Source organism: Saprospira sp. CCB-QB6 (genome assembly GCF_028464065.1).
In the GTDB taxonomy this organism is placed as follows: domain Bacteria; phylum Bacteroidota; class Bacteroidia; order Chitinophagales; family Saprospiraceae; genus Saprospira.
In genome coordinates, this window is record NZ_CP116808.1 from 2290068 (window position 1) to 2315613 (window position 25546).

General features: G+C 46.1%; 18 protein-coding genes. 7 read left to right on the plus strand and 11 right to left on the minus strand.

The features are described from left to right. The first annotated feature begins 2 nt into the window (after positions 1–2). Entirely contained in the window at positions 3–1607 is a 1605-nt protein-coding gene (atpA, locus tag PPO43_RS08925; RefSeq protein ID WP_272616981.1) for a F0F1 ATP synthase subunit alpha, read from the plus strand. A gap of 80 nt (positions 1608–1687) precedes the next feature. Then, positions 1688–2593, plus strand: coding sequence for an ATP synthase F1 subunit gamma (gene atpG / locus PPO43_RS08930; RefSeq protein WP_272616983.1), 906 nt, complete (start codon positions 1688–1690; stop codon positions 2591–2593). A gap of 70 nt (positions 2594–2663) precedes the next feature. Here the strand turns inward: atpG and PPO43_RS08935 are convergent, their stop codons facing one another. Further along, entirely contained in the window at positions 2664–3134 is a 471-nt protein-coding gene (locus tag PPO43_RS08935) for a hypothetical protein (protein ID WP_272616985.1), read from the minus strand. Positions 3135–3167: 33 nt separating this feature from the next. Continuing rightward, the gene (locus PPO43_RS08940; protein WP_272616987.1) at positions 3168–3395 is read right to left on the minus strand and encodes a hypothetical protein; all 228 of its coding nucleotides are present in this window, start codon (positions 3393–3395) and stop codon (positions 3168–3170) included. Between the two features lie 576 nt (positions 3396–3971). Between PPO43_RS08940 and PPO43_RS08945 the strand changes: the two genes are divergently transcribed. Further along, positions 3972–6218 carry a tetratricopeptide repeat-containing sensor histidine kinase gene (locus PPO43_RS08945; RefSeq protein WP_272616989.1) on the plus strand — a complete coding sequence of 749 codons (2247 nt, stop codon included), beginning with the start codon at positions 3972–3974 and terminating at the stop codon, positions 6216–6218. A 9-nt stretch (positions 6219–6227) separates the two neighbouring features. Next, entirely contained in the window at positions 6228–7073 is an 846-nt protein-coding gene (locus PPO43_RS08950; RefSeq protein ID WP_272616991.1) for a response regulator, read from the plus strand. Between the two features lie 556 nt (positions 7074–7629). On the opposite strand, the gene PPO43_RS08955 is transcribed toward PPO43_RS08950, so the two are convergent. The 3 genes from PPO43_RS08955 to PPO43_RS08965 are packed head-to-tail and all read right to left on the minus strand — an operon-like array spanning position 7630 to position 9537. Next, on the minus strand, positions 7630–7911 hold the full coding sequence (locus PPO43_RS08955) for a DUF1294 domain-containing protein (RefSeq protein WP_272616993.1): 282 nt from the start codon (positions 7909–7911) through the stop codon (positions 7630–7632). A gap of 2 nt (positions 7912–7913) precedes the next feature. Next, positions 7914–8990, minus strand: a complete 1077-nt coding sequence (gene aroC / locus PPO43_RS08960; RefSeq protein ID WP_442985451.1) for a chorismate synthase — start codon at positions 8988–8990, stop codon at positions 7914–7916. Next, the gene (locus PPO43_RS08965) at positions 8977–9537 is read right to left on the minus strand and encodes an HD domain-containing protein (protein WP_272616996.1); all 561 of its coding nucleotides are present in this window, start codon (positions 9535–9537) and stop codon (positions 8977–8979) included. The genes aroC and PPO43_RS08965 overlap by 14 nt, the downstream gene beginning before the upstream one ends. A 370-nt stretch (positions 9538–9907) precedes the next feature. Between PPO43_RS08965 and PPO43_RS08970 the strand changes: the two genes are divergently transcribed. Further along, the gene (locus PPO43_RS08970; protein ID WP_272616998.1) at positions 9908–11539 is read left to right on the plus strand and encodes a phospholipase D-like domain-containing protein; all 1632 of its coding nucleotides are present in this window, start codon (positions 9908–9910) and stop codon (positions 11537–11539) included. A 78-nt stretch (positions 11540–11617) separates the two neighbouring features. Here the strand turns inward: PPO43_RS08970 and PPO43_RS08975 are convergent, their stop codons facing one another. Both PPO43_RS08975 and PPO43_RS08980 read right to left on the minus strand, forming a co-directional pair. Next, positions 11618–12559, minus strand: a complete 942-nt coding sequence (locus PPO43_RS08975; RefSeq protein ID WP_272617000.1) for a hypothetical protein — start codon at positions 12557–12559, stop codon at positions 11618–11620. Positions 12560–12632: 73 nt separating this feature from the next. Then, the gene (locus tag PPO43_RS08980; protein ID WP_272617001.1) at positions 12633–13268 is read right to left on the minus strand and encodes a WbqC family protein; all 636 of its coding nucleotides are present in this window, start codon (positions 13266–13268) and stop codon (positions 12633–12635) included. A gap of 592 nt (positions 13269–13860) precedes the next feature. On the opposite strand from PPO43_RS08980, the gene hemA reads away from it, so the two are divergent. After that, positions 13861–15120 carry a glutamyl-tRNA reductase gene (gene hemA / locus PPO43_RS08985; protein WP_272617003.1) on the plus strand — a complete coding sequence of 420 codons (1260 nt, stop codon included), beginning with the start codon at positions 13861–13863 and terminating at the stop codon, positions 15118–15120. 224 nt (positions 15121–15344) lie between these two features. After that, positions 15345–16241, plus strand: a complete 897-nt coding sequence (gene hemC / locus PPO43_RS08990; protein WP_272617005.1) for a hydroxymethylbilane synthase — start codon at positions 15345–15347, stop codon at positions 16239–16241. Here the strand turns inward: hemC and PPO43_RS08995 are convergent. The 4 genes from PPO43_RS08995 to PPO43_RS09010 all read right to left on the minus strand — a co-directional run bounded on the left by PPO43_RS08995 (position 16238) and on the right by PPO43_RS09010 (position 25386). Next, a complete protein-coding gene (locus PPO43_RS08995; RefSeq protein ID WP_272617007.1) occupies positions 16238–16861 on the minus strand; it encodes a hypothetical protein in 624 nt (207 codons plus the stop codon). The genes hemC and PPO43_RS08995 overlap by 4 nt on opposite strands. Positions 16862–16869: 8 nt before the next feature. Next, positions 16870–19182 carry a type IX secretion system anionic LPS delivery protein PorZ gene (gene porZ / locus PPO43_RS09000; RefSeq protein WP_272617009.1) on the minus strand — a complete coding sequence of 771 codons (2313 nt, stop codon included), beginning with the start codon at positions 19180–19182 and terminating at the stop codon, positions 16870–16872. Between the two features lie 394 nt (positions 19183–19576). After that, positions 19577–21595, minus strand: coding sequence for a tetratricopeptide repeat protein (locus PPO43_RS09005; RefSeq protein ID WP_272617011.1), 2019 nt, complete (start codon positions 21593–21595; stop codon positions 19577–19579). Between the two features lie 251 nt (positions 21596–21846). Continuing rightward, positions 21847–25386: a hypothetical protein gene (locus PPO43_RS09010; protein WP_272617013.1), complete on the minus strand. Its 3540-nt coding sequence runs from the start codon at positions 25384–25386 to the stop codon at positions 21847–21849. Positions 25387–25546: the final 160 nt, after the last annotated feature.

Below are 25546 nucleotides of genomic sequence, written 5' to 3' on the forward strand. Positions count from 1 at the left end.
ATATGGTTGACGTAAGACCGGACGAGATCTCCGCAATATTGAAAGAGCAAATTACTGGTTTTGGCGCCGGTGCAACGCTCGAAGAAGAAGGTACCGTATTGGAAGTGGGTGATGGTATCGCCCGTATCTATGGTTTAACAAATGTAGCGGCCGGTGAATTGGTCGAATTCAAAGATAAAGGGGTTCAAGCTATCGCCCTTAACTTGGAAGAAGACAACGTAGGGGTTGTACTTATGGGTGCTTCTGAAAAGATTAAAGAGGGAGACAAAGTAAAACGTACTGGCCGTATCGCTTCTATCGATGTAGGAGAAGGTATGCTTGGCCGCGTAATCAATCCTTTGGGCCAGCCGCTAGACGGACGTGGTGCTATCAAAGGAGAACGCTATGCTATGCCCCTAGAGCGTAAAGCTCCTGGTGTAATTTACCGTCAGCCTGTAAATGAGCCTCTCCAAACAGGAATCAAAGCTATCGATGCCATGATTCCAATCGGACGTGGACAACGTGAGTTGATTATCGGTGACCGCCAAACTGGTAAAACAGCTATCGCCATCGATACTATTCTCAACCAAAAAGAATTTTACGATCGCAATGAGCCCGTATACTGTATCTACGTTGCCGTAGGTCAAAAAGCTTCTACTGTAGCTATGGTAGCTAAAACACTAGAAGAAAATGGCGCTCTTCCTTATACTGTAATCGTTTCTGCAGCAGCTTCTGATCCTGCTCCCCTCCAGTTCTACGCTCCCTTTGCTGGTGCCGCTGTAGGTGAGTTCTTCCGCGATACAGGACGCCCCGCTCTTATTGTTTATGATGATTTGTCTAAGCAGGCTGTAGCCTACCGTGAGGTATCTCTACTTCTACGTCGTCCTCCCGGACGTGAGGCTTATCCTGGTGACGTTTTCTACCTTCACTCTCGCTTGCTAGAGCGCGCAGCTAAGGTGATCAACAACGATGATATCGCTCGTGAAATGAACGATTTGCCCGATTCACTCAAAAACGCTAAGGATGCTCAAGGTAATCCTATCGTGAAAGGTGGTGGATCACTTACGGCTCTTCCTATCATCGAGACACAAGCAGCCGACGTTTCTGCTTATATCCCAACTAACGTAATTTCTATTACCGATGGTCAGATCTTCCTAGAGTCTAACCTTTTCAACGCTGGTGTACGTCCCGCTATTAACGTAGGGGTTTCTGTATCTCGCGTAGGGGGGTCTGCTCAGATCAAACCCATGAAAAAGGTATCTGGTACCCTTAAGTTGGACCAAGCACAGTACCGCGAATTGGAGGCTTTTGCCAAGTTTGGCTCTGACCTCGATGCCGCTACTAAACTTGTTCTTGACAAAGGTGCTCGTAACGTAGAAATCCTAAAACAACCTCAGTACTCTCCCGTTTCTGTAGAGAAGCAGGTAGCTATTATCTACTGTGGTACTAAAGGCCTTTTGCGTAATGTTCCTGTGGATCGCGTTAAAGAATTTGAGCGCCTATTCTTGCTCGAACTCGACCGCCGTCTACCCGAAGTACTCACTGCCTTCCGCAACGGTAAGTACAACAAAGAAGATCTCGCTAAGATCGAAGGACTTGCCGCCGAAATGACGCAGCAATTCGCTTAATATATACCTTCTAGGGATTTGGGCTAGCCAAGCTAGCCCAAACCCTTCTTTTCTTATTTTCACCATCTAGATGTCTCGAAATGGCCAACCTTAAAGAAGTACGTGACCGCATTCAGTCGGTAAACTCTACGCAGCAAATTACCAAAGCGATGAAGCTGGTAGCGGCCTCTAAGTTGCGTCGTGCCCAACAAGCTATCACGCAATTGCGCCCTTACTCAGAAAAACTCAATAGCATTTTGTCTAACATTATGCTCACTATTGAAGAAGGAGCAGATGAGTCTGGCTACTCTAATGAACGCCAAATCAATAAGGTCTGCCTAGTGGTGATTAGCTCTAACCGTGGCCTTTGTGGTGCCTATAACTCTAATGTAATCAAACAGGTGATCGGCCTGCTAGAAGAAGGAGGAAAATACCACAAGCAATATGAAGCTGGCAATGTTTCTATGCTCTTCATTGGTAAAAAAGCATACGATATCCTCAAAAAGACCTATACGAAGGCTACCTTGATTACGGATTATCTCGAAATCGTAGGCAAAAATTTCTCTTCTCAAGATTCTATGCCTATAGCCGAAATGCTTATGCAGCAGTATCTGGACACAGACTATGACGCTATTGATATCGTCTATGCTAAGTTCCGCAATGCCGCTATGCAAGAGTTTGAAGTAGAACAGTTCCTCCCTATCGCCAAAGCAGAAGCCCCAGAAGGTCAAGAAGACTTTTCTGTAGACTTTATCTTTGAGCCACCCAAAGAGGATTTGCTCGAATACCTCACGCCTACTATCCTCAAAACGCAGTTTCACAAAACTATCCTAGACTCTAATGCCTCTGAGCATGGTGCCCGTATGACGGCTATGGATAAAGCTTCTGAAAATGCCGATGAGCTCTTGCGTGAACTCAAAATTAACTATAACAAAGCCCGCCAAGAAGCAATTACTACCGAATTGGGAGAAATTGTGGGTGGTGCTGCCGCTCTCGAAAGCCAATAAGGCAAACAGAGATATACAAACAAAAAAAGGAAGCCAATTGGCTTCCTTTTTTTATGTAGCTAACTTAGTTCTAGTTTGCACCAGGACGACGCTTCTGAGAAGCCGCATCCTGAGTTGTTGTAGCACCAGAACGCTTTTTCTGAGCATCTGCATCCTGAGTTGTTGTGGCGCCGCCACGAGCTTTCTGAGGATCTTTAGTCACTCCACCAGAAGTAGCCTCTTCTGTAGGTGCAGTTGTTGAAGAACTCTCACTGCCAGAAGTAGCTGAACCACCTGCAGGAGCTGTAGGACGTGTGCTGTTTCCACCACTCTTTACAGTTTCCTCTACAGGAGCATCAGGATTCTCTTCTTTGTACAAACGCATGGCCTCTTCATCAGCAGTTTCTTGGCATTTCTTGAACTGCTCGTCCATGAATTTAGTCTTTAGCTCTTCATATTTGGCGTCAATTTTCGCCTGCTCACCATCATCAAAAGAAGATAGCAAACCAAAAGCGCCCAAACCTAGACAGAAGGCACCTGCAAACAATAGTTGCTTTTTCATAACTATATCGGTTTTATAAAAGTCAAAATAAAATTACTGTTCAGCTTGCGCAGCCATAACCTGAGCAATTGAATCTTTTTTAGCCGCTACCAACTCGTCACACTTTTTAGTGGCTTCTTCCATTAGGGTAGCTTCTTCTGTTTTTAGTTTTTCTTCCGCTTTCTTGGCAATGTCCGCCTCGCTAGAAGCTCCGCCGCCGCAGCTAACGACAGAAAAGGCCATAAGGCCTAGGCTCAAAGCGCCTACAATTAGTTTTTTCATGATCTTGTACTTTTGATATATTGATTCGTGAATAGACTCAAAACTCTTCCAAAAAAGCCTTTTGAGCCTATACAAATTTAAGATAAAATATCATATATACAAGTGCAAAGCCCTGTTTTACTATGCTACAGCCTTTTGTTGCCTTTTTTTTGCCAATGCAATTGAAAAAGATGATAAATCTATTTTAGCTGGATATTTTGGGGCCCGCGGCCAGCAAAGCTGGCCGCCGCTATGCTGCGCCGCTCGCAGGTCTGCTCGGCCCTGCGTCGCTTTGCTCCTTGGTCTGGCGCTTCGCGCCACGGCTGCGCAGCGCTGGGCCGCTCATCTATCTTTTTTCTTTTGGCCTTCTTCTTCGGCCGCTAATTTTATGAGGGTTTCAACCCTCATTTATATATTATTGCGAAGCAATACCATTATCGGCTTAGGGATGGATAGGGGGGCGGCGCAGCCGCAGACCAAGGCGCTTTGCGCCGTAGGGCCGAGCAGAACTGCGAGCCCCGACACAGCCCGGCCCGCCCAAAGGGCGGGCAAGCCCCCAAAAAAATGTAAATTCGTTGAGATTTTACCCATGTTATTATGCCATATATTATTCCCCTCTTGCTCCTCTTTCTGAGCATTACCTATTGTCCTGCCCAAACGGCTAGAATTGATAGTTTGTTGGCTGTAGCGCCTAGCGACCTAGAACAAGAGTTTATTCGCTATGAAGAGCTGATTAAGGCTTATGCGAGTATAGATAGCAGCCCTGCGCAATTATACTATATCCAAAAGGGGCAAGAGCGGGCCAAAGCCACAAAAAGCTGGGGGAAGTTGGCCGATTTTTGGGCGCAAAAAGGCCAGTTTTATCTAAAAAAAGATAGCTTACTGCAGGCAATGGAAGCTTTTGATAAAAGCCTAAAAATTAGCCGAACCCAACTGCAAGCCAATCAGGTCAATCAATACCTTTATATCAATATTGGTAATCTCTATTTTCAAAAGGGCTATTGGACCGAGGCCAATCAGCATTTTAATTATGCCTTAGAAGGCTTTTTGAATAAAGATGATTCGAGTGGAATCAATCTATCTTATCGAAATAAGGCCCTAGTATTTAACCGATTACGGCAGTTTGATTCGGTGATTTATTATACCAATTTAGCCCTGCCGTATATTCATGAAAATCAGTTGGAAGAGCAATTTTGGGCCTTGAGTTTATTGGGAACTGCCCATTCGGGCAAAGAGGAGTATAATAAGGCTTATTATTATAAAGAAAAAGCGCTAGACTTGGCCCAAGAACATACAGAGGCTTTGGGGCAGTTGATCGGCTATGCACATTATAGTTTGGGTTATGTAGACTTTAAATTGGAGAACTACGAGCAGGCTATTCCACATTTTCAAACGGCTTTGCCTTATTATATGCCTAGGGATTTCAATGCGCTCTGGCAATTGATTCGCTGCCAAACTGCTGCGGGCCAACTCCAAGCAGCCAAAGAAAGCTTTGCCCCTTTTAAGGAAAAATATGCCTATCTCTTGGCCGACTCTATCCAAAATGATCCCAAACGAGATCTTTATCTCTTGGCTAGTCAAGCTATTGCCGAAGCGGAAGGAGATTATAAAAAGGCTTTTGAATTGGTCAAAAAGATCAATAAAGATCTGCGCGAAGAAAGTCGAAAGGAAAAAGATAAAGACCAACTCATCCGTCTTGGACAATTGGCCTTTTCGCTGCGCAAGGATATTGAGCTGAAAAACCAAGAGCAGCAATTGAGCCATGAAAAAGAAGTTCGAGCGCAAAAAGAACGCCTTAACCAACTATATTTTTTGGGGCTGCTCATGCTGTTGCTGCTCTTGTTTGCTGGAACTTGGCTCTATTGGCAATTGGCCCAAAATCGAAAACTGCTGCATCAGAGCTATGCCGATTTACAAGAATATAGCGAAAATCAAGATGAGCTCTATGCCATTTTGGCCCATGATCTCCGCCGCCCTTTTGGCAACCTGCTAAGCGTCAACCAACGCCTGGCAGCTAGCCTCAATCAAAAAAAAGAAGGGGAATTGGCCCGAAAAGCAGAAGGGGCCAGCCAAGAACTCTATTTCCTTTTTGAGGACCTGCTCTCTTGGATCAAAGAACAAAATCAAGGCATTCAGGCCAACTACCATTATCATAGTTGGGCACAACTACAAGCCGATTTATTGGCGCCTCTTCAACTGGCCTTAGAGGAAAAAAATATTCAACTCCAAATCCGTACGGAGCTGTCAGAACTTTATACGGATAGCTATTTGCTCAATACCATTTTGCGCAACCTCTTGGCCAATGCTATTCGCTTTTCGCCCAAAGCAGGGCAAATTAGCTTGATTATTCAACAGAAAGATAATTACTACCAAATCCAGTTGCAGGATCAAGGACCAGGTTTATCAGAAGAACAAATAGCCGCCTTATTTACCCCAAATAAAAAGGCCAAAAATGGCTTGGGCCTCCCCCTCGCTCAAAAGTTTGTCCAGCTGCTCGGCGGAGAAATAGAACTGCTATCTTCCTCTTCTACAGGACTCTGTTTTCAAATTAGCTTGCCGAAGCAAAGCCATAAAAACACTCAAGAAATACAAGAAGAAACCTTATCTTTTGCCAAGCCGTCTCCCCAACAACGCGCTCAAAATTATGATCCTAAGCTATTGGCCCTTTTGGCTAAATTGCAAGCCCATCAAGTAGGGCAACTTTACGCCTTACAGCAAACTTATGCCCAAGACGCTTTTTTAAGAGAGGCCCTAAATGAACTACTCGAATTGCCTTTTAGTGGAGAGGCCAACCGCTTTGAGGAAAAAAAAGCGGCTTTGCTACAGCAACTCCAACGACTTTAAATGAGCATTATGCAAAAGAAGATTCTCCTTGTCGATGACCAACCCCAAAATCTACATCAGGTCCTTAAAGCCCTCTACCCTAAAAAAGAGGAATACGAACTCTCTTTTGCCCCCAATGGCGCCCAAGCTTTGGCACTGCTAGAAGATCTAAAGGTAGACCTCATTCTACTAGATTGGGAAATGCCCCTGATGGATGGTATCCAAACACTAGAAGCCCTTAAAAAAGAGGAGCGCTGGGCCAATATTCCCGTTATCATGTACACTGGGGTGCATACGGCTAGCCAAGCGCTACAAAAGGCCTTTGATTTAGGAGCTATCGACTTTTTGCGCAAACCCGTAGACGAAACCGAATTGCTGGCCCGTATCCAAAATATTTTTTATATCCAGCAAACGCATGCACTGGAGCAAGAACGAAATGAACTGGCCCTCAGCCTGAAACGCAAGGAGCTTTTGCATTATGCCATCTGGCTACAAGAAAAAAATGGCTTCCTCCAAAGCTTTGAACAAAAACTAAGCAGTTACCTACAAAAAAAATTACCCTACGATAAAGAAGGCCAAAGCCTCCTGCGCGAATTAGAACAGGAAATTGCCATCAAAAGTAAATGGGAAAACCTCCGCCAACAGGCCGATAATATTCACCAAGCTTTCATCCGCCGCTTTGAAGAGTCGCATCCCCAACTCTCCGCTGGCGATATCAAACTGGCCACCCTCATCCGCATCAAACAAACAAATCAAGAAATTGCAGATACCCCGGCCATCGCACTGAGCTCGGTAAGCAAAAAGAAGTTACGCTTACGCGATAAACTGGGCTTTGCTTCTGCTGCCGAACTAGAGGCGCATATTTTGACCTTTTAAATTATTCTGGGGCCCGCGGCCAGCAAGCTGGCCGCCGCTATGCTGCGGGGCTCACAAGACTGTTCGGCCCTGCGCAGGCGACGCCGGCTTGGTCTGGCCTTCGGCCACCCCTCCGCAGCGCTGGGCCGCTCATCAGGGCGTTTTTCTTTTGGTCTTCTTCTTCGGCCTTTTGGGGCCATGGGCTGAAGCCCATGGTTGTGGGTCTATGCAAACTGGCGGGCTAAAGCCCTTGTTTGCTGGAAAATGGAAAAAAATTAGCTCCAAGAAAAAACAACCTTTGTTCAAAGCGGCAGAGGATTTTAATCCTCTCCACACTATAGATGTAGAATGGGATTGTTGTATGGCTGTGGGTTTCAACCCACAGGTATATATCCATCCTAGAGGGCCGAAGGCCCGCAGGCTTAGGGATGGATAGGGGGGCGGCGAAGCGGCAGACCAAGGAGCAAAGCGACGCAGGGCCGAGCAGACCTGCGAGCCCCGACACAGCCCGGCCCGCCCAAAGGGCGGGAAAGCCCAAAAAAAATAAACCCTCAAAGATTAGATAGCTTCCCTAGCCCTAAAATTCTAAGCCGTAGAAGTAGTATAGAAAGAAGCCCAATAAAAGCAGATGTAAAAGAAAGGCGGCCCAAGCTCGCCAGAGAAAGGAGCGTTTTCGGGTTTTGTGTCGAAACCAATAAATGCCGGTTAAAAGGCCCAAGCTACCGCCCAAAAAACCTAGGCGCAACAGCTGTTTTTCGGGGACTCGCCAAGCGTCTTTTTGGGCCTGTCGTTTATCCCAATACATTTGAATCAGGGCATAAATATTCAGGCTAATGGGCAAGAGGAGAAGTAAAAGCATAGCTATTGGCGAGACTGATGAATAAAATAATGGTCTAAGATAACTAAAGCGGCCATGGCCTCCACAATGGGGACGGCTCTGGGGAGCACACAGGGGTCATGTCTTCCTTTTCCGTCTAAAGTAACGGCTTCTCCTTTCTGGTTAATTGTCTGTTGGGCTTGCATAAGGGTAGCCACGGGCTTAAAGGCCAAATTGCAATAAATGTCCATGCCATTAGAAATTCCGCCCTGTATTCCACCAGAATAATTAGTTGTAGTTTTGACCTGTCCATTTTCCATGACAAAGGGGTCATTATGTTGGCTGCCGCGCATTTTGGTCCCGGCAAAGCCAGAGCCGTATTCAAAGCCCTTACAGGCGTTGATGCTGAGCATGGCTTTGGCTAAATCGGCTTGGAGGCGATCGAAGACGGGTTCGCCTAAACCAGGGGGAACGCCCTCTATGACCAAAGTAATTTGGCCTCCGATGCTATCGCCTGCTTTTCGGACGGCTCGGATTAGGGTTTCCATGGCTTTGGCGCTTTGGGGGTCAGCTGCTCGAACGGGATTTCGTTCTACTTCAGAGGGGTCTAATTCCCAGTAGGGGCGAGTACATTCTAGTTCGCCTACTGCTTTTACATAGGCCCAAATCTTAATGCCATATTGGGCCAAAAGCTGCCGAGCGACGGCTCCAGCGGCTACCCTTGCGGCTGTTTCTCTGGCTGAAGAGCGGCCTCCACCGCGATAATCTCTGATGCCATATTTGGCGGCATAGCTATAGTCGGCATGAGAGGGGCGATAAAGATCGGCCCAGCCGCTATAGTCCTTAGATTTAGCATTTTGGTTGGGGATGAAAATATGTAGGGGTGTGCCTGTAGTTTGGCCTTCAAAGAGGCCAGATAAAATTTGAAACGCTTCGGTTTCTTGGCGTTGGGTAACGATAGCGGATTGGCCGGGTCTTCTGCGGGCCAAATCGCGGCGAATGAGGTCTAAATCTAGCAGGAGGCCAGAGGGGCAGCCGTCAATGATGACACCGATGCCCGCTCCATGAGATTCTCCGTAAGTTGTAATTTTAAAAATTCGTCCGAAACTATTGCCCGCCATCTTCTTCTCCGATATAGCTAGAGTAATCTTCAATTTTTTGGGCCAAGCGGGCCTCTAAATAAGGGTGGGTACCGCCCAGAACCTCTAAAATCATGCGGGCATCTTCTTGATAGGCCTTTCTGCGGTTGGGGGTCCAATAGTGAGGTGGGGGGCTCATATTTACGAGTCGGTCTGCTAATTTGACCAAACAGGCTTCTTTAGAGTTGGCTTTGATGCGGGCGAGGCAGTCGGCCATTTGTTTAGCTTTGGGCAGCTCTTTATTTTTGCTGAGGGTTTGCACGGCGGTGCAGACCTCATCGCCAAACTCGCGGGCTAGTTCTTCGGGTAGAATGTCCGTATCTTCTAAAACATCGTGTAGGACGCCCACTTGCAAGCAGAGGTTTTCATCAAAACCTGTTGCATCATTGGCTAGGGCGTAGTTGATTTCGGCTCCGACATGGGCCAAGTGAAGCAAATAAGGTAATTCGCTACCAGACATTTTTTGTTTAGCATGGGCACGAGCGGCAAAATCTAAAGCTCTACGGTAAACATCTACAGGCGTTGGCATATTCTCTATCTTTAGGTCGTAAAGTATGAATTTAGGGCAAAAATACGGAAGAACTACTGAAAGTTAGTAAACTTCTGGCAAAATCAAGCCTTTTAGCCTAATAGAGCGTCTTTGGGCTGGGATTATTTTGGGCCATATTTTTTGCTGCCCTTGGGCAGCCTTGGTCAAGCTGATGGCCCAGCGCTGCGGAGGGGTGGCCGAAGGCCAGACCGAGCCGGCTTCGCCTGCGCAGGGCCGAACAGTCTTGTGAGCCCCGCAGCGTAGCGCAGCGCAGCTGAGGCCCCAAAAAAACATAAAAAAGTAAGAGCGGCTTTTGTTTGGCCCTACAAATAGCTGTAGCTTTCCAGTCGATTTAAAACCAACACTACTTATGAAAACATTACTACCGATTCTTTTTGTATTGGCTTTTGCGCCTTGGGCTTCGGCTCAGTTTGTCATTTTTGGCGAGGCTGTGCAATCAAATATTAACAATTCTGGCTTTAGCGTTAGCTATACTACTTCTCAGCCTGGCGAGGGAATTTTGGAATATGGGTTAACGCCTAGTTTGGAACTTGGTTTTTCTGCTGCGGGGGCCAATGGGAGCAGTCATCAAATTGTGCTTTCGGCTTTGCAGGCGGCGGAGATTTATTATGTGCGGCCTAGCCTTATTCGCAATGGGGACACGATTCCCTCTACCAAAACGGCGATTATGGCCACGGCTTCTAATTCAACGGGCCAAATCAAAATTTTCTTCAATAAAAGTATTGATGCGAATGTATCGAATGGGACATTTCCAAACATCAATAACTCTTCAGCCGCAATTGTTGCCGAGTTGATTAAGCGGATTGATAGCGCCCAAGCCACTATTGACGTGGCGGCATATAATATCAATCAGAGCAATATTGTAACGGCTTTAAATAATGCTCAAAATAGAGGAGTTGTTGTCCGTTACATTGCTAATGATGGGACCTCAAACACGGCTTTGAGCAATGCGAACTTTCCCAATCAGGAGGTGAACACGACAGGCTTGATGCACAACAAATTTCTGGTTTTTGATGTGGGTTCCGTTTACGATAGTTATGTTTGGACAGGTTCAATGAACTTGACATCGGGAAATATCTACGATGACTTTAACAATGTCGTTTTGCTTCAGGACCAAACTTTGGCTAAAGCTTATACCCTTGAATTTAACGAGATGTGGGGGGGGACAAGTGCTACTTTTAATGCGCTTACTAGCCGTGCTGGTAGCCAAAAAACAGACAACACCCCTCACCTTTTTATGATTGGGGGGAAATTGGTAGAGCAGTATTTTTCGCCTACAGATAACACCACCACGGCGATCAAAAATGCCATTCTTTCTGCAGGTGGAGACGTTTCTTTTGCCCTGCTTACCTTTACCAACAATGAGTTGAGAGATGCTATTTTGGACCGTCAGCAGTCTGGAGAGCAAGTTGCTGGAGTCATTGAAAATATTGGCGATATCGGGAGTGATTATGCGGATCTCAATGCGGCAGGTGTAGATGTTTATGCAGATAACCAGCCTTTTGATATCCACCACAAATATGCAATTATTGATGCCAACACGCCTAACTCTGATCCTCAGGTTGTTACTGGCTCACATAACTGGTCGCAAGGGGCCGAGGACGATAATGATGAAAATACGCTCATTATCCATGATGCCGAAATTGCAAACTGGTACCTCCAAGAATTTTCTGCTCGCTATTGTGCCAATGAAGGCAGTAGTAATTGTCAATATGATCCCGCTGTTTCGGTTTGGCAAACAGAACTCCATAGCTTTGAGGTTTATCCCAACCCTAGTCAAGGACAGATCCAGATTGAGTTGGACCAAGATCGCGCACTAGATTATCAAGTCCTCAATACGCTTGGCCAAACCATTCAAAATGGCCAAATTCAAGGACAACAAGCAAGGCTTAACTTGAATCAATTGCCTAAAGGCAGCTACTATTTGGTCTTGTACCAAAATGGACAAGCTTGGGGCAGACAAATGATCCAGTTGTTTTAAGTTTCAACTATTAAATAAATAAGCGGCCAATTCTCTTCAGAGAGTTGGCCGCTGCTTTTTGTCTAGCTTAAAGGAAGTTTATTGTTGAATGATCGCTGCAATTTTATTAGAGAGGGCAAGGCCTTCGGGAGATAATGTTTTTAGAGGTTCTCCGCTAGCCGCATAGGCAAGAAAAGTAAAATTATCGGCTAGGACCTCGTCGGGATGGATGGTGTAGTTTGTATTGCGGCCAATTTGCTCCCAATAATTATTCAGCTCTTTTTCTTCTATGCCTAAATCGGGGCTTTTGATGCGGTAGTGTCCAGCCTGAGGCAATTGCTCAAGCTCAAAAAACTGGAAGAGCATAGCCTTTAACATCGGAATACCCTTATAGGCGCCAAAGCGAGAGAAGATAAGTGGTGTCGCCAAAAACTCTTGTTGGTTGCTATCTTTTAGGCGGATGGCGTAATTTAAATCAAGGCCATCAGGATTATAGAAGATGCGCTTTTGCAGAAAATCCGATAAGGCTAAACTATCTATTTTTTGATAGCCAATGGCCGCATAAAGTGCGTCTCTCTTTTTGGGCGAATAGCGAGAATAAACATGGAAAATCTCATGAATTAGGGTTTGCTCTAGCTTGCTGCTGCTAACAAGTTGGTCGGCTGGAATAACAATGCAGTTTTCTCGAGTATAATAAACCGAGGCCCCATAATAACTGCCTAAGGTCTTAATGAGCCGCATTTTGGGCAGCTGAATATCAGGGGCAAAAGCTTGTATCCGATCTAGGGCCGATTGAAATTTATCATGCAGCAAAACCCGCTCGCTCTCGCTAAATTCTTGTATATCTTTTTGCAGCATTTCTTTATAGAGGGGCAGTAGATCTAGGCGCTGGTTACTCGCCTTTTCTAATCTCATCTGAATGGCCATTTCGAGGGCCTGGACCTTGTCGAAATAGCCCTCTTTTTGGTCCACTACAATTGCTTTTTTAGCCTCGTCTACCGATAGCAATTCATAGTCGCAAAGGGCATGTGTAGCCCTCATTTTTTTGGCGTTTTGTTGGCAACTGCAGAGCAAAATCAGCCCGAGGAAGGGGAAAAGGAAAAAGCGCATAAGGCTAAGGGGTTTTAAAATATTGAGCAAGATAATAAGGCGCCTCTGGCCCCATGCAAAACAAGAGATCCAAAGCCGATAAATGGGGCAAAAAGCCCAAGCGATCCTCAAAAAGCTGAGGATAGGGTATTAACTCCAAATAAGGGTCTTTGGTTTTGGCTTGCTGCTGCGGCCGAATCTGATTCCGAAAATCTACGCCCTGCTCAAATTGATGCGAAAACTCCTGACTAAAACTAGGCTGCGCCAACTGAAAATGCTCCAACAAAAATTGCAAAGCGGCCCAATTGAGCTCAAATAAATGACTGGGCCGCTGCTCCAAAATAGCCCGAACTTCCTCCCCATAATAATCAAAAAAAGGCGCCTTGCCATAGGCCGTTTCTATTGTCCGCCAATGCTGCTTGGGCCAATCTTTTTTATAGTCAATTTTAACCTCTCGAACAGGCAATTGCTGATGCTTGCCTTTCTCCAAAGGGACCGAAAGCGCCAGCGGCCCCTGTGCCGTCGCCAAATGATAACGGTTGCGAAAAGATCCCTTGCGATAATGCTCCTCGCCCTCCAAAATAACCGAAAAGCCCTGCCATTTAGACAAATATTGCAAGCAGGGAAAAAGCTGTAATTCTATTAAAAGTGATTCTTGCATAAATAGTCGTGTTCAACAAAATTTGGACAAAGATAGTCTATTTATTAAATGATTTGGGGCTGCCCCTTCCGCCAGCTTGAACGCCAGCGCAAAGCGGTATCGCTTTGCGAAGCTCTACAAAATGAGGGTTAAAACCCTCATGAATTATCGGGCGGGTCGGGCTGTTCCGGGCTCGCTGTTCGCTCGGCCCTTCGCCAGCTTTGCTGCCTCGGTCTGGCCCTACGGGCCACTGCTGTCCATCCCTCAGCCTGCGGCCCTTCGGGCCTGTCCACCGCAAAAATAGCTAACCTTAAGATGTGTTTAGATTGAATATAAATAAGTTGCTATGGGGCTAAACTTACATAAATATGACAGTAAAATGACGCTCTGACCGTACTTTTGTGGAGCTTTGCTGTTCACTACAAAAAGCTGTTTATGGGCCAATATCAATTACTTATAGCGGCCCGTCATTAACAGCCTCTGAAAACTACCCGCTAGAATTTGCCGTACTTTCAGTAAGCAATGAGTTGAAGTAATTGCCCTGCTCCCTGCTCCCAAGCTGCTATCATCTGTTAGCGCCTCTCTTTCTTAACAGCTGCTTAAAGATCTCGCCATGAAGGCCATAGAACAATACAAAATTATCACATTTACTCATCGCCGAACCGATTTAAACGGGATTGGCCAATTTGTACTTCGACCGAAAACAGAGGAGGAATCTGTTTTGGAACAACTGCACGCTTTTAAGCAGCAGATTGGCGCCAAAGAGATTTATTATCTCTCTACTTGTAATCGCATTCTGTTTTTGGTTTTGGCCCAAAAAGAAGATAAGGGCAAGGCTTTTAAGCAAAAGTTCATGCAGCGCTTATATGCGGACTTGAGTGAGGAGCTGCAGGCTAAGGCCATTAAAGAGGCCTTTTTGTATGAGGGCTTGGAGGCGATTGACCATTTCTTTCGGGTTTCGGCTTCTATGGATTCTTTGGTGGTGGGCGAGCGCGAGATTCTCCGCCAACTCAGAGAAGCTTATCAAGATAATTTGGAGCAAGGCCTTACGGGAGATGCCATTCGCTTACTTATGCGTTTTACGGTAGAAACAGCCAAAAGAGTGTATTCTTCTACTCGCATTGGCGAAAAGCCCGTTTCGGTGGTTTCTTTGGCCGTTTCTAAATTGATGCAGGCCCAATTGCCTCCAAGTTCACGCTTTTTGTTGTTGGGGGCGGGGCAGACCAACGCCCTTTTTGCCAAGTTTCTAAAAAAATACGGCTACAATAAAGTCACGGTCTTTAATCGCAGCCTAAAAAAGGCCGAGGAATTGGCCCAAGAATTTGATGGAGAGGGGTTACTATTGAGCCAGTTGAGCGAATATCGAAAGGGCTTTGATGTAGTTGTGGCCGCCACAGGCGCTAAATCAGCTTTATTGACCACTGAGCTTTATCAGCAGCTTTTGGGCGAAGAGGCGGCAACAAGCAGCAAACTACTGATCGATTTGAGTATCCCGAATAATATTGAGCCAGCCATTGCGGAGAAATATCCCAAGGCCCAATATGTTCCCATTGAGAGTTTGAGAGAATTGGCCCAAAAGAATTTGGCCTTTAGAGAGCAGGAATTGGAGCGGGCCAAAGAAGTTGTAGAAGAGCAGGTAGATATTTTTTATCAAGCCTTTAAGGAGCGTTTGATTGAGTTGGCCCTCAAAGAGGTGCCCATTCAGGTGAAGGCCATACGGCAGCATGCCCTCAACAATGTGTTCAAGAAAGAATTGGCTGATTTGGATGAGGAATCATTGGCCCTTTTGGATCGGATGATGGCTTATATGGAAAAGCGTTGCATTGCGATTCCCTTGCAGGTGGCCAAGCAAAATATGTTGAAAGAAGACTAGCCCTATTCGTCTAGAGTGGGCCCGAAGGGCCCGCAAAGGAGCGTAGCGACGCGGCTGAGGGATGGAGAGGGTGGCCCGTAGGGCCAGACCGAGGCAGCAAAGCTGCCGAAGGGCCGAGCGAATAGCGAGCCCGGAACAGCCCGACCCGGCCGTTGGCCGGGGCAGCCCCAAAAAAAGAAATAGAAAAACTTCAGTATCTTGGCGGCGAACAGAATAAATAGAATATGAGAAAATTGATCATTGGGACCAGAGGCAGCAAATTGGCGCTTTGGCAGGCCTATTATACGCAGGAGCAGCTCAAGGCGCTTGGTTTTGAGTCGGAATTGAAAATCATCAAGACGCAGGGCGATCGCATTCAGCACCTCAGCTTTGATAAGCTAGAAGGCAAGGGGTTTTTCACTAAAGAAATTGAGTCTGCTTTGTTGGAGGGCGAGATTGATTTGGCGGTGCATTCGATGAAAGACATGCCGACCACGCAGCCCAAAGGCTTAAAATTATCGGCTGTATCTTATCGGGATAAGGTGGCGGATTTGTTATTGATTCGCAAAGAAGTATTGGCGGAAAAAGAGCCCTTGGGTTTGCCGCTCAATGCGGTAGTTGGGACCTCTTCTGCGCGTAGAAAGGCCCAGATTTTAGATTTTCGTCCCGATTTGGAGATCAAGGATATTCGGGGCAATGTGCCTACTCGTTTGGCCAAGCTCAGAGAGGGGCAATTTGATGCGATATTGTTGGCTGCGGCTGGCGTCAATCGTTTAGAAATACCCTTAGAGGAGTTTCAGGTATTTGAATTTGACCCTAGAGAATTTGTGCCTGCTCCGGCCCAGGGGGTTTTGGTTTGGCAGTGTCGTTTGGAGGATTTGCAAACGCAGCGGATTCTGGCCAAATTGCATAAAAAAGAGGTAGTTGCTTGTACCAATGTAGAGCGTCGTTTGTTGCAGCTCTTTAATGGGGGCTGTCAGATGCCATTGGGGGCATATTGCTATAAAGAAAACGGCAGTTATCATGCTTATGCGGCAGTAGCCGAAAGCTGGAACAGTCCCGTAAAGCGGGTCCAACTATCGGCTTCTACCAATGCACAGTTAGCGGAGCGTTTATTTGCGCTCTTGCAAGAAGAAGTTTAGTTTTGATAAATTGTATCGCTGCGAAGGGGGAGGAGCATATCGAGTTCATTGACCTTATAGCGGCGAATAACCACCATGGGCTTAGCGCTCATAATAGGTTGTGAAGGGATCGCTAAAACCGATTCGGATGGTAAATAAATAAGATATTGGCCCAAAGTCTCTAGTGGATTTTGGGCCGCGTCTTTTTCTTCGGCCAAGAGTTGTCCTTCTCTTTCTCTAAAGACATGAAGTTGTTGGTTTTTGCCATCGAAGCTGCCACAAACAAAGAGCGAGTCGCTAAATTGGTGAATTGGGCGAAAATCGGCTTGTGGGGCCTCAAAGAGGAGAGCGGCCAGTTTTTTTTGTTGGCCTTTTAAGGCTAAGCGCAGGCTAAGGTTATTCTTTTGGACCCAAAGGCTATCTGCTTTAATGCTTAGCTGATAGCGATTGCGACCAATTAGGGTGTCGATACCTGCATTTTTTGTTGTTCGTTCTCCGGCTAGGCGAGGGGGCCTCTTTTGCTGATAACTACTGTCTTGGGTTAGCTCTTCTTTAAGAGCTTTGGCTTCTTGACTTCTATTTTGGCAAGAAAAAAGGGCTAAAATGAAAAAGCAAGAAAAAAGAGATCTAGCAAAAAGCATGAGATAAGTTAATTTACAATAAGAAATTTAGTGTTGAGTCGCTCTGTGCCGTCATCATTGACCGTGAATACCAAATAGACGCCAGGGCTAGCTTTTTGCCCTTGGTAGTCGTAGCCATCCCAGACGGCTTGACCGCCATAAGCTTCCTGTTCAAAGACCAGCTGACCATTTACATCTGTAATCTTAACATTTGTATTCTCCACTAAACCTCTGATGGCAATAGGACCATCATAAGTTGGACGGACAGGGTTGGGATAGACTTGCACAGCCGATTTATTGGCAAAGCTGCTGCCTTGGGTAGCCTCGGCTCTAAAGCCTTGTAGGCCACTTTCTGTGGCCATATACACTTGTCCTGATTCGGGATCTACGGCAATGGCGCCTACGCGATTATTAAAGAGTGGACTATTTTCCTCGGTAAAATAATAAATTTGGCTGTAGTCTTCTCCATCTAGTAAAAAGACGCCATTATCGCTGGCAATCCATTTGCGGTTGGCGCCATCTACGGCAATGCTGCGAATATTTTCATTTTCGAGCAGACGACCATTAAAATCATCGGGATTGATAATTGGGCGAAGTCCTGGGCAGTTGCTATCAAAGACCGAACAATTGAAGATGGTCACTCCATCATCTGTACCGACCCAAATGCTTCCACTACGGTCACTAACCACACAGTTAACCTTACTAGAGGCTAGCTCGCTATTGCTGGGCGTCAGTACTTTATATTGTTCGTCGCCATCTACTTCTAGCTCACCACTATCAAAAACCAAGATATTATTTCCTCGAAGCTGAACGATCCATTTGTAGCCAAACCGATCTACGGCAATTGGGCCAATTTCAGAAGTATAGGGGCTGGCAAAGCTTTTCCAATCGCCATCTTCCGTTTTAACCACAATGGGCTGAACGGCTTTGTGGTTGCTCATCCACAGATTATTATCCTCGTCAAAGGCAAGCCCAGTAATACGGGTACGGCTAATATCTCCTTCTGCCGCTTGTAGGGCTGTATTGGGGCTATCTTTATCCCAGACATAAATGCTGTCGTCTTTTGTGATCTGAACTAATCCCGCTAAAAAGGAGCCCATATATACACTGCGATCTTGAGGATGGATCGCCAAACAAGAAAGGTTATCCACCCCACTAAGTTCTGTGCGATTGGCAGGACGGTAGCTTTTCCAATCAAAGTCTTCATAACGATAAGCACCAAGGCCATCAAAAAAAACAGTGATATAATCAAGCAGGCCACCTGTTGCCCAAAGTACGCCATAATCATCTACACCCAAGCTCGAAATATTGGCATTAAAAGGTCCTTCGGGTTGATAAGCTGTTAGGCTACCATCTGCATTATTGCGATAGAGCCCGTTTCCTCCCGCTATCCAAATAGCCGAGCTACGGTCAGAAATAGCATCAGAAATATTTCCCGAAATATTCCCATCAAAAAAGTACTCATCTAGGGCTTCATGCTCAAAAAGAACCTCTACATAGTTGGTTCCTGTAGCAATCGTTAACCGACTATCAAAGGCGTTGAGCTGCATACGCAGCTTGGAACGCCCTGTATACATGTAGCTATTGCCATCATATGGCAAATGACTAAACTGCTGTCCATCATAGCGCATCAGTGTATCGTTAATATCTGCATAGAGACGGCCGTTCATTTTCCCCAAGGCAAAACTCTCGTAAAAATCTACGGCCAGACCATCGGCAGTGCCTAGTTTTCGCCAGTTATTAAAGTCTTGCAAATTAGCACCAGTAGTAGATATTTTATAAATCCCCATAGCCGTTGCTATAAATAATTCTTCTGCAAGCCGCTCACTCGCATAAACCTCCATGCTCGTAAAAGTGGTTTGGGCAAACTCCCCACTTTCCTGATTAAAGCAGACTAAGCCAAACTCTGTAGATAAATAAACTTGATTACTATCACAAAAAATATGGCGAATGCTGCGCCCGCTGCTAATATTGGCATTTTGCTTAATGGCGGGACGGTTCATGACGCTGCCATCTCTACCCAAAATATCTAGGTTGCCATTTTCATAACCAATAAAGATGCGTTGATAGGCTGGACTATAGGCTAAGGTGCTAATGCCTACATCAGACAGCCCCGTAATTTTATTATAAAGCGCAAATTCGCCACTAGCCTTAAAAACCGAAAACAGCCCATAGTCTGTAGCTGCATAAATATGGTCTGGGGTCTCAATTAGTGCTTTTGTTTGCCCATAAGGCAAAAAAGACTCCCATTGTCCAACGCCCACTTTGGGTGCCAAAGATTGTGCGTGCAGCAGCGGCATACTGAACAGCAGCCCAAGGAAAAATATGATGATCGTTCGCATAATTTTGAGTTTACAGCTAGCAAGTTCAAAAAAAAATAGGACAATGCCCCTTACAGCATTGCCCTATTCTAAAAAATCTAGTTCATTCTTGTTGTGTTATAGTTGCTCCTTACTTCAACTACACTTTTACAAACGCTTCCTTTCTCAAAAGGGTGGGGTAGCTTTTCCCTTTTTCTTCTTTTTTGGGGCTGCCCCGCCCTGCGGGCGGGTCGGGCTGTGTCGTGGCTCGCAGGCCTGCTCGGCCCTGCGGCGGCAAAGCCGCCTAGGTCTGGCCCTTCGGGCCACCACTTTCCATCCCTCAGCCGAGGCGCTGCGCGCCTTGTCGGCGGCTTCGCCGCCTATCTGGACCAAAAAAGCGCCCCAAACTACCGTTTGGGGCGCTTAGGGCCTTCTTCTATTTTGCAATCAGAGGCAAAACAGCAGGAATACTTTGGTCCTCATAGGCCTGCATGGTCGCTACAGGAAGATTCCCGCCATAAAAACCAGCAGCTTCTGCTCGGATAATATACTTTTGATCTGGACGCAAAGGCAAACTGATTTTACCATTGGCATCAGCTGTAAAGCGCTCTTCACTGCCATCTAACAAATTGGTCAAAACAATACTCGCCTGCCCAATGCCTTTTTGGTTGCTTTTCTGCACCACCTGCAAATCAACAGTCAATTTCACTTTGACATCATCTTTGGTCTCCAACATGGGCGGATCTCCTTCTGTATTTTCATAGTTGTAGGGATCTTTCTCTGTTGCTGTATTTTCTCCATTGGGATCTACTTCAGGATCTTCAGGAAGAGCCCAAGGATTATAATCAGGATCATCTGGATCTTTAGGCTCATTTGGATCGCTCCAAGTTCCGTCAATTTGCCCATTATCCACCACTGCATCAGGATCAAAATTATCTGGGCTATTGGGGTTGGGGCTAGGTTGGCCTCCAGTTTCTTCATTTCCGTCAAGCTCTCCACCATCTTCTAACATGGCTAAGTCCATAGAATCCACCTTTTCTTTAGCGGTGGTTTCTTCTACGACGAAACCAGCATTGATGAGGCTGTCGATGAGTTTTTCGTCGTCGATGCCAGAATCGGCGAGGCTGTCGGTAAAATTTAGCTTTCCACGAGGGGCAATGCCAGGAGGCAAGTCCTGTGGTTCTTGTCCTGTCAAAATAAACTGATAAAGGTCGTCGCTTCCATTTCTAGAAGAAGAGAAAAAGCCTTTAGTTTGGTCGTCTCCCAATAAGAAATAAGTATCATCAAAGGCAGAGTTGAGGGGCTGGCCCAAATTCTCGGCTTCTGTCCAATCAATACCATTTCCAGTAGGTCGAGAGCGGAACAAGTCGTATCCACCATAACCAGCTTTGCCTTTAGAGGCATAATAAAGCGTGCCGTTGGGGTGGGCAAATGGAAAGGCTTCATTGGCTCGGCTATTAACGCCTTCCCCTAAGTTTTGGGGTTTAGACCATTTATCGCCCATTTTGCGGCTCATCCAAACATCTGTTCCTCCTAATCCACCAGGCATATCCGATACAAAAAAGAGGACACGGCCATCAGCGGAGAGGCAGGGGTGCATAAATTGATAACCTTGCGTCACAAACTCTAGTACCAGGGGTTTGGTCCAATCGCCATCCACTAATTCACTGGCAAAAATTTGCAGGGTATAGGCTTCTGCCTCTGGAGTTTCCTTTACCGATCGGTTGTAAAAGCAGAGTTTTCCGTCTCGGCTAAAGCTAGCTGGACCATCATGTCGGCGGCTGCCATTGAGTTGGCGCGCAAAAGGGGCTGGTGCGGCTAGTTGTCCATCAGAGGCGAGTTCTGCAAAATAGAGATTGAGAAAAGAGCGTTCTTGCTCTCCCCAGTTGGCGCTAATATCGGCTGCTTGTATGCGGTCCGAGCTAAAGACGACCCCAGTACCATAAAAGGCAGGGCCAAATTCATCATTGATGCTATCATTGACTGCTGCCTGATAGTTAATCTGCACATCGGGATAAACGGGAATAATCGACTCAATAGCATCTAGGCGTTTGAGTAGTTCTGCTGGGGCAGGATCTTCTGGGCGTTGGTCTGCATACTGCAAAAACTGCGAGCGAGCTTCATCGAATTTGCCCAAAGAGAGTAGAGATTGCCCGTAGGCCAGCAAAATATCGGGTCGTTCATCGGCATGGGGAAGCAGGTCCTCAAAAAGGGGCTCAGCCTTGTCTACATTGCCTGTTTCGTTATAGCTTTTGGCTAGATTGATGCGGGCGTCTACGCCCATTACACCTTGGCCAGAAGTTGTACCCATTAGAAGCTCATAAATTTCTTGAGCTTCTACATAACTCTCTTCATTAAAGAGGTTATTGGCTTTTCTAAGTTTGTTAATACGCTCTTGCCCAAAGCTGGCCCCACTAAAGGCAAAGAGCAAAAAGAGAAGTAAGTAAGTCCTCATAAATCGCTCATTTTTATTAGTCGCTGCTAAGTTAAGTATTATTAAAGAAGTTCTGGTTGAACTCTTTTAAAACTTGTTTTAATCTAAGTATCTAGTGGGCTAAAGCGGCCCTAGCGGGCGAAGCCCGCTGGCCTAGCGCTGTGGAGGGGGGCGGCGCAGCCGCAGACCCAGCGGGCGAAGCCCGCGCAGGGCCGAGCAGCCTTGCGAGCCCCGCAACATAGCGCCGCAAGGCGAAGCCGCAGCGGAGGCCCCTAAAAATCTTTACCTAGAGATAGATAAAACTTGGGGCGTTGAATTTCGCCAGTTTCTACTCCCCAACCGTAATCTACTTTAATAAAATAGCCAAAGACGACAGAGCGCAGGCCAAATCCGAAGCCTTGAACAATCGGGCGGCGGTAGTAATTGACGCGTAGGCGGATAGGTGAAACCACATTTACCCCAGCGGCGGGATCAATTGTTGTGCTGTTTAGGGGGTTATCTTTAGAGAAAGGTGAGCTCCCCTGCCAAGCGGTTCCGACATCGTAGAATCCGACTAGTTGTAGGTTACGGATAATGCTAGAGCTAGAGGGGGCGCTCATGTATTCAGCAATGGGAATGCGTAATTCTGCATTGATGAGGGCAAAAGAGCTACCGTTTCGGATATTAGCATCAAAGCCACGCATATTGGCGGCTACAGTTTGGTAGGCATAATCTTGTCCGTCGGGTAGGGGAATAGTTTCTGTTTGGCTACTAAAGAGCCAGTTTTCCATTCCGCCTAAGTTATATAGAATTTTTTGTTGGCCAAAAGAGCTAGCGCCTACGAAGCGGAAGGCCAGAATACTCTTATCATCCAATGAAATATAGTGGCGTGCATCTAGGCCTAGGGCAAAAGTTGGTGTTTTAGCGGCCTGGCCGAGGCGCTCGCCAGTGCTAAAGGGGATACCTTGGAAATAATCTCCATAGATCCGCATTCTAGAGCCTTTGCGTGCATTGAGTCCGATAATTACGCTATTATCATAGAGATATTCCAAACGAATTCCTAGGCGATTTTCGTCATAAATAGGGACCTGCAAGCTGCTCAAGTCTTCGGGGCGGATAGATACTCTATCTGCCTGAAAACTTAGGGTAGATCGGATAGAGTGAAAGCGCCCCAAGGGGTAGCTAAACTGGGCCATTGCCAAATGTTTGAGCGTTCGGCCCTCTACCTGTTCTTGGATAGTTCCCGTGCTATCTTCAATAACATAATCTTCGCTAAAGCCTCTTCGGTAAAGGCTATATTTTTGGTCGATAAGATATTTGCGGTTCTCAAAGTTGAGAAAATACTCCATCCCATCAAAATCTAGTGGTAGACGAGCCCCTACCTCTAAGCGGTAGTTTTCTAGTGCATCGGTAAAATTAACTTGGAAGTGAGCGGAAAGAGGGGGGAGACGGAAAGGGCCGCCTAAATAAAGGTCCATGCCATTATATAACACACTATTATCAAAAGTGAATTTGACCCCATCCACATAAAAGTTATTGCGGTAAGTTTGGCCTTGTCCCGCTTTAAATTGGGCTAGTTTATATTGCGGCTTTTTAATAGTTGTTTCTTTGGGCGTTTCCTTTTCGACAATTTGGCCATTTTGTCCTTCTATTAGTTCAATGGCTTTGGGGGCTGTACTATCTTTTCTATTGAGTTTTGGTGTTTCTACTTCTTCAAATTCTGTTTGAAACAGATAGTTGTCAATATCTACCTTGGCCGTATCGCTATTGTTTGGGGGGAGACTATCGGCTTTGATTTCTTGTTCTACAGCTTTGAGCTCCTCTTCGAGGCTTTTGTCTGTTTGTGGTTCTTGTTCTTTTTTAGGCTGTTCGACCTTTTTAGTTTCAATAGATCGAGTTTTGGGATGTTGCAAAAGACCATATTGGCGTTCTAAAATTAGGCGATAGCGGCTAGGGGCCATTTGCATTTCTCTATCGCTGCGCAAATCTCTCAAAAAGAGTTTGTATCCTCCGCCTCTGAAGAGTAAATCAGCTACTTTTTGACCATTTGGGGTAATGCTATGGGCCCTAATATTACGGCTGTAATTGGTGTTGGCGATGAGCTTTGTCTGCCAACCATAAAGCGGCTGCCGCCCAAAACTATCCATTTGGCTGCTATCTGCAGCGCTAAAACTACTGTCTAAGGGCAAAAGGATAGGCTCCCCCCCCGATTTGGGGTACCCCATTAACTGCTGGCCCAACAACAGGCTGTCTATTTGGCCAATATAGCGGTTGTAAATTCCAGATTGATCACTGAGAAAACTAAACTGCCCATCACCCAATGCTTGGGGGTGTTTCTCATTGACCAAAAAGCTATTGGTCAAGCGAATCAACTCGCCTTTCTCCTCTAAGGGCAGAAAGAAGAGATCAAATTGAAGTAGGGGGAGCTGTTGGCCCAAAGGGAGCTTCATTTTAGCCGCTGGGCGGTTAGAGCTAAATAATACCCCCTTCTTTCCTTGAAAATTCATAACTGTTGGACTCAAATCATCCCAGCCGTCCTGACTCAAGTTAGTCATTTGCCCATTAGCATACAAAAACAAGTCACTTTGCCCCTTGGCCTGAGCCGAAAGCAAAAACTGGCTGCCCTGATAATGACTAATATGCCCTACACGTTCAATGTCTTTAAGCTGTTGTAGCCCCGATTTTTTGCCCGTCTTCACATTCAAAAACTGGAGATAAACTTTTTCTGAACGCTCATAAACAATAGCCAATTCCTGATCATTGCGCCAAGCCAAAAGCGGATAATGTGTATCGCTACGGTTGCTGTAATCTTTTGCTCCCTGGCTCCAAACTACTTTAGTTTTTTGACTTTCTGTATCTTGTAAAACTACTTGCTGCTTGCCCAAACGCTGCTTGACATAAGCAACATGTTTGGCATTAGGGGCCAAAACTAACTGACTGATAACCTTTTTCCCCACTTTTACTTTGAGCTCTCCCGCATTTGGAAAGAGTTTTCCCAAATTATCACTCTCATAACGCTGCATAAAGTATTTGTACCAACTACTTCCAGCTACAGCATAAAAACTACTGCCAAAAGCATAGCGAAAACCAACATCAATACTCCTATGAATGCGACTAAGATAAAGCAAATTGGAAACAGCAGTTTTGCCATGGTTGCGAGCTACATAATGAAATAAGGATTGCCCCGCTAGCGCTGGATGCTTATCTGCTAACTCCAAAAAGTTAGCATAGCGACCCGATAAAAGCGCCTCTCTAAGCTGATCGTCTTTTTCTGTGTTCCACTCTTCTACAGCATAGGCAACAAGCCCCTCCGTAAACCATTCGGGAAGATCTAGTGAAACCGAATTCTGAACAATCTCTTGCAAATTAGAACCAAAAAGCATCCGATTCAAGACCGCCCGAGCAATTCCCTCACTTAAGGTCTTGTGCAGGTTTTGATGATTGCCATCAAAGTAAACCAATAGCTTTTTATCTAAATAAACTTGCTGGCCCGAATGAAGCAGAGCAGGAGCCGACAGCCCTACATTAGATTGCATCAAATCACTATAATCATCATAAACAATGACTTCAATGGGCTGCCGAATCTGATACTCAAATAAACTCTTGAGCTGCTGATAGTCCTGCTCCGCCATCGGCAAAAGCGTTTTCATTAAGCCCTCCTGATCCTGATGATAGTAGAAAATAAAGTTGGAGCTTTCATAATATTTCCAGTCGTATTGCTCCAACTGTAAACGGTTTTGTCCAAATTCAGCCGTGACCAATTGGGCCCCCGCAAACTGAGGCGCAGCCAATAAAAACAAGAAAAAAAGATAGATGTAGGGATGTTGTCGCATAAGTTAGAGGTGCTATGGTATTCTTGAATGAAGCAGGTCCTGCTGTTTTTTTGGGGCCTGCCGCCTGCGGCGGCCGCGCCCTTTCGTGGCTCGCAAGCCTGCTCGGCCCTGCGCGGGCTTTGCCCGCTGGGTCTGCGGCTGCGCCGCACCACTACAGGCC